Here is a 5,902-nt window from a genome sequence, read left to right on the forward strand (position 1 = left end):
CATCAAAAAATTCAATATATCCTTCAAAATATACAAAAAAAGACAATTTCATTTCGAAAATTGCCTATATACAATAAAAAGCCTATGTCCTTACGAAAAGGTATAGGCTTTTGTCAACAATCTGAATACTACAAAAGTTGTAGTATATTGTGATTGTAGAAATACAAATGTTTTAGATTGATTTTAGATAAGTAAATGAACGAGCGAGAATTATTTTTGCTTGTTTTTTTGTTTTATTAAAAGGAGAAATATATGGGTCATGAACTAACAAATTTATTTATTCTTGCAGGTACATTATTCCTGCTGTTTATAGGTTGTTTGGCTTTACAATTAGCATCAACTGAAAAAGGAAGACGAATATCACTTTTATATTTTGCTGTATGTATTTTAGTTTTCCTATTTTCGCTTCATTTCTTATTGTATAGTTTTGAAAATTCCTCTGAAGCTCAACCAAAAATAGTAGAGAAATATGAAATTGTACGAGGAAAGACAGAGCAACTTATACAAGGAAAAGGGTTTGGGCTTTTGACAGTGTACAATATGTCGATTTCTGAAAATAATCAATTTGGATTTTATTATTACAATCAAGATGGCGATATTGAACGAATGTCATTGGATTTTGATGATATAAAGATTAAAGAAGTTGAAGAGGATACAGCTCGTTTAGAAGTCTATGTAGAGCAAGAAACTAACACTTATTGTAGTGTTCTTTTGGGATGTGAAACAGAAACAAAGCCAATTAGCAACGAACAGTATATGTTGATTGTACCGAAAGGAACGATTACAGGGTCGGATGAATTGGTGTTTGAGTAATAAAGGGAGTATATGATGGAATTATTTGTAGATGTGGTTGTGATTGTTATAATGCTGATGACATTGTACGCTCTTGGCATCTTGATATGGATGTCAGCGACCACGATTTATGAAGGCTTTCGTTGGAAATAAGATAGGTGGAAGATTGCATTAGGAATCGTTGGCTTTATTTGTGTAGTCGTATTGGCGTTTTTGATTGTAATTTTTTATACAACCCAAAAACCCCCATATAGTTATGAAGTAGAATTGAAAGATGGTTCAATCGAAGAATCATTTGACTGTTATGAAAAAGATGAAAAGAAAATATGTGAAATTGATTTAGAGAAAAAGGTCGTAGTGAATTATTGGAAGATAGAGAAATAGAAAGAGAAGCGTATGACAAAAAAGGAAAGAGATAAACTTTATAAAATCATAGAGATTTTTCATAATAAGTATTATGAAGTAAATGAAAGAAATATCAGTGATTTTTATAAAGAAATCCATGTAATGTTTCCAACAATTACACAAAACGATATAAATTGGGCTTTTGAGAAATACCTATGGAAAAAAGAATTCAAATTTAAAAAGCTCGCTTCAATCTTAACAATGCTCTTTATGTTGCCTCTGCAACTATGGGCGATAAAAATTATAGATGTAAATGGTATTTCGCTATTATTTCTTTTAATTCCTGAAATTATCGCTATGTTTATTCTAGCGTGGTTCATGATGAAAGAAATGATAATTGAAGAAAAATATAAGTAATTGAGGTTAGGTAAAGGAAATGAAGACTGTACATTTAAATGGATATATCCAAGTGGAAAAGTATCCTTTTATCGAAAATTCAGAAAGTCATTGCAATGAAGGATTTGTTCTATTTAATGAGTTAGGAGAACAATTTGCTTTTTGTTGGGATAATGAACAACAGTGCTGTGAAAACTTTCTTGTTGATAAAAGTGGATACGATCATGTATTGAGTTTTTCGTCCGATTGCGGATGTGAAATCAGAATCATGGAAACGCAAGAATATTTTAAAGCCATGTTAGATATTTTGATCTATGTGAACAAAGAAGAAAAAGTACGCTTTCATTTGAGCAATGAACAAGGAAAAGGTGCGTATTACAGCCATCTCATTATGTTTAAAATCAATAATGAATGGATATATGAAGAACTTTGACGAAAACGAATGAAAAAAATAGGAAGTCACTTCCGAAAAAAAAGAAAGTGAGAATAGATTATGAGTATAAGGAAAATGAAAATTCAGCAAGGATATATTGTTTATCAGATTCCTGCTGAAGAAATTGTTAAATTGAGAGAGGCAGATTGTTTTGGCAATCTTTGTGATTCCTGCAATCAAACAATAGAGGATACTTACTATATTCCAGTATTGAATTGGGGAATGTGTAAAAAATGCTTTGATGAATGGAAAGAAACAGCTATTTTTTATAAAGAGGATACAGATTTTGAAGAATTGAATATTCATTGGATTGAAAAATGGTGTGATAGATTGAATATATCAATGACTAATACAACATTTCATTAAATATAAATATTGAAATGGTTGAAAATAAAAAAACAATATGCTTAAATAAAAATACAGGGTGTAGTTATACTACACTATAATATGGGGTGGAATATGGATTTTGGATATAAAGAAGGAGAACGATATAAAATCGTAAATCCTGAATTAAACGATCACAACAAAATGTTTACGGTTATAAAAGTCGAAGATTATAGCGTGTATTATATCTTTGATGGAGAATCTACAATCCATGTATTTCATATTGGTTCGGTTTTTGAAAGTTATATAGAAGAATTATAAAAAATCTTCATAAAAGGGCAGACCAAAGCCCTAATTTATTGAATTTCTTTGAAAATTTAATATGTTTAATTGTTCTCAATGTATTAAGAATTGAAAAATAGGAAGTGACTTCCTAAAAATAGAAGGGAGAAGGTTATATGTTGAATGAAGTAAATTTAGTGGGTCGAATTTCCAATGTACCAAGAATCAGTCGAACGAAAGCAAATGTAAGTGTAATTACTTGCAATGTTGCCAATCAACGGAGTGAAAATTATGTGGACTTTATTCAATGTGTATTCTTTGACCAAGAATATTTGGAAAAAAGACTAAAAAAAGGTATGAAGATTTTAGTTAAAGGAAGACTACAACAAAATACCTATACAGATGCTGATACTGGAACAACGATTTATTATCATGAAGTCGTTGGAAAGGTATTGGAATTGATAGGTAAGATAAATACTGAAGATGTATCAAAGAAAAAAACTGACAAATCAGAAGTTGTCAAGGACATCAATGATACTACAATAGAAAGAGAACGCTATTGAATAGCTAGAAAGGAGAAATATCTATGATAGACCATAATGCTCAAGGTTGGAGATTGAATACTTGGAAAGAAGTAAAAGAAGTTATCGTAGAAGCCATGCAAAAGGGAAATATGTTTATTTCTGAAGCAGATGTTAATAATTATTACTTCAGCGATACAGATAGATTGGCTCAAGCACAAACGGAAACTGCCATCAGTTACATGGAGCAACAAATATTTGATGGATTAAGAGTATATTATTCCAAAGTTGATCCAACAAAAACAGAAGAAGACTGGAAAGATTTCTACTATGAAACAGCAGATGCCATGTTCACTGGTACAAATCAGTTTTTGCATATGCGACTATTCTATTTTGTCTATATACCGAATGAAAGTCGAGTCATGATTATCTATTCAGCACCATTTGACTTCTTTGACGATACAATTATGGAACACGAGTTTGAAAGAGAATGAAAGGAGTCGTAAAATCATTTAGTCGTTTGAAAGGATACGGATTTATCCAATCAGAAGAGTTGGAACATGAAGTATTCGTTCATTATACGAACATTGATGATATGGATGGTTTCAAAACATTGAGTATCAATGATAAAGTGGAATTCAACTATGATAAAAACCATAAGAGAGCAGTCCATGTCACAAAAAGAAAATGATACAAAAGAATAGAATTATGACAAAAAAAGGAATCATTATTTTTGATAGAAACATTGATGTAGAAAAGACACAGGAAAATGGGAAAAAGGTATGTGAAGCCTATGCACCTCTTATTCAACAGAGAATTCGATTGAAAATGCGTTTGCCATTGCATACAGGAAGTTTAATTCAAGTTAGTAGTGATATTAAGTCAGGTAATGGAATCGAAAGCGAATATATCAATCGGATTATGAAAGAGGGAGATCAAGTAGATTGTTTCTTGAATTACATAGATGAAATGATTGAAATGGATGAAAAGGCAGGAAAATATCTGAAGTATAAATTGGTGGATGAACTTACAGATGAAGAAATTGCTTTAAAATTAGGTGTTTCAAGACGAGCCTTGTATGGTATCAAACCAAATGCGTATTTTCGTATAGCCATATGGAGTCATCAGGTAGCCTATATTAAAGAAAACACTTATGAATTTATTTTCAATTATGCAGGATTATATGAACGATTAAAGTGATAATCCATTTAGAAAATAAAGTGCTATAATGAAAATAGAAAGCGAGGGTATCAATAGGGGAATTTAAGTCAAGAACGAGCAAAAACTTAAAAATAATTCATTGGATATACTAAAAGATTAAAAATTATAGAAATAGGAGAAAAAAGAGTATGGAAAACCAAAATACAAATAATTCAAATTTGAACAAAGACGAAAAACAAAAGAAAAACCAAAAACGGAATGTTGTATTGATTGGATTAGCATTGTTGGTATGTGCAGGAGCAGGGATTGGATATGCTGTGTCTAATAATAATAAATCTACATTGCCATTGAAAGAAGATCTAATTTTTGAGTATGGAGAAGCAATTAAACTTGAACCTAAGACTTTTCTATCAAATGATGTAGAGGAAAATGTGTTAAGTTCCGTGGAATTAACTTCGGATTTAATGTCAAATGCAGAAAAATATACATTTGATAAGAAAAAGTTCACTGTAACATCCAAAGACAAAAAATACTTGGATGTTGGAGAGTATGAAGTCAGTCTTAAATATTCAAAAGAAAGCAAGGATGTGCCTTTTGAAGTTAAAGATACCAAAGCACCTGTATTCGAAGATTTCTTGACAGAAATTCGTATCGAACAAAACGCAGAAGATGTTGATTTAAAGGACTACTTCAAAGCTAATGATTTAAGTAGTGCAGAAATTACCATTGATAAGCAAGACTTTGACATCAAGAAAAAAGGAAAATATGATATTTCTGTATCAGCTACTGATAAATATAAAAATACAACAGAAAAAAAATCTGTTGTAGTAAAAGTTGTTGATAGCAAAGATGCAAAAAAGAACGGATTAACAGAAACCGTAGATGGCAAGATTCCAATGTCCAAAGAAACAAAAGAAAAAGTGGATAAAGGCGAAACAACGATCAAAAAGTCTGAAGATAAGGTAGAAAAACCAAACAGCGATAAAAATAATTCTAATTCAAACAACAATTCAAATAATTCAAACGAAAAACCAAATTCAGACAAACCTTCTAAGCCAAACAATGATAACAATACATCTAAACCAAGTGAACCATCACATAAGCATAAATGGGTAGAACAATTCAAAACTGTACATCATGAAGAAAAAGGACACTACGAAAATGTCATGATAGCAGATAAATGGATTGAATACAAGCCTATTTATGAAACACAAGAACACTCATTTTGTTCAGTTTGTCATTTGGATTTGACAGCGAACAACATTGTACCATGGAAACATGCTGAAGAACATATGTTAAATGGAGAAGCAGGAGGACATTATACTGATAGTGTTTTGGTACAAGTGGGAACAGAAGAAATTGTACATGAAGCTGTCTATGAAAAAAGATGGATTGTGGATAAACCTGCATGGGATGAAAAGGTATCCACTGGATTCAAATGTGAATGTGGTGCAACTAAATAAATTTGTGGCATTGAATTTTAGATTTTAAATCACAGCCTTTTCTTAAACTGTGAAGAATTTTGGCTCTTCTGTACTAAATGTGGGTAGATCTTTATCAAAAGAATGAATATCGCTTTTATTCATCGTATAAAATAAGAATATTTGAATATAAGAAAACCATATGGTATTTTTCTTAAGCGACCAAA

Annotated in this window: 10 protein-coding genes; all 10 read left to right on the top strand. The window is 30.8% G+C overall.

Features of this window, described 5'->3' with window-relative positions:
- The first annotated feature begins 252 nt into the window (after positions 1-252).
- The 10 genes from NE665_RS23045 to NE665_RS23090 all read left to right on the top strand — a co-directional run bounded on the left by NE665_RS23045 (position 253) and on the right by NE665_RS23090 (position 5,717).
- The gene (locus NE665_RS23045; protein ID WP_118654658.1) at positions 253-813 is read left to right on the top strand and encodes a hypothetical protein; all 561 of its coding nucleotides are present in this window, start codon (positions 253-255) and stop codon (positions 811-813) included.
- Positions 814-1,188: 375 nt separating this feature from the next.
- Positions 1,189-1,554, top strand: coding sequence for a hypothetical protein (locus NE665_RS23050; protein ID WP_002611058.1), 366 nt, complete (start codon positions 1,189-1,191; stop codon positions 1,552-1,554).
- Positions 1,555-1,573: 19 nt separating this feature from the next.
- On the top strand, positions 1,574-1,966 hold the full coding sequence (locus NE665_RS23055) for a hypothetical protein (RefSeq protein WP_002611056.1): 393 nt from the start codon (positions 1,574-1,576) through the stop codon (positions 1,964-1,966).
- 75 nt (positions 1,967-2,041) lie between these two features.
- Positions 2,042-2,332, top strand: a complete 291-nt coding sequence (locus NE665_RS23060) for a hypothetical protein (protein ID WP_207732799.1) — start codon at positions 2,042-2,044, stop codon at positions 2,330-2,332.
- Positions 2,333-2,425: 93 nt separating this feature from the next.
- Complete coding sequence (locus NE665_RS23065; RefSeq protein WP_233109003.1) at positions 2,426-2,611, top strand: hypothetical protein; 186 nt, start codon at positions 2,426-2,428, stop codon at positions 2,609-2,611.
- Between the two features lie 137 nt (positions 2,612-2,748).
- Positions 2,749-3,135 carry a single-stranded DNA-binding protein gene (locus NE665_RS23070; RefSeq protein ID WP_002611049.1) on the top strand — a complete coding sequence of 129 codons (387 nt, stop codon included), beginning with the start codon at positions 2,749-2,751 and terminating at the stop codon, positions 3,133-3,135.
- A gap of 23 nt (positions 3,136-3,158) precedes the next feature.
- Positions 3,159-3,587, top strand: a complete 429-nt coding sequence (locus NE665_RS23075; RefSeq protein WP_002611047.1) for a hypothetical protein — start codon at positions 3,159-3,161, stop codon at positions 3,585-3,587.
- Complete coding sequence (locus tag NE665_RS23080; RefSeq protein WP_002611045.1) at positions 3,584-3,784, top strand: cold shock domain-containing protein; 201 nt, start codon at positions 3,584-3,586, stop codon at positions 3,782-3,784. Before NE665_RS23075 ends, NE665_RS23080 begins: the two co-directional genes overlap by 4 nt.
- Before the next feature lie 17 nt (positions 3,785-3,801).
- Positions 3,802-4,293 (top strand): hypothetical protein, encoded by a 492-nt coding sequence (locus tag NE665_RS23085; protein ID WP_207732798.1) that lies wholly within the window; start codon positions 3,802-3,804, stop codon positions 4,291-4,293.
- 149 nt (positions 4,294-4,442) lie between these two features.
- On the top strand, positions 4,443-5,717 hold the full coding sequence (locus tag NE665_RS23090; RefSeq protein WP_187426266.1) for a hypothetical protein: 1,275 nt from the start codon (positions 4,443-4,445) through the stop codon (positions 5,715-5,717).
- Positions 5,718-5,902: the final 185 nt, after the last annotated feature.

The sequence above is a fragment of the Clostridium sp. DFI.1.208 genome, assembly GCF_024463855.1.
GTDB lineage: Bacteria > Bacillota_I > Bacilli_A > Erysipelotrichales > Erysipelotrichaceae > Clostridium_AQ.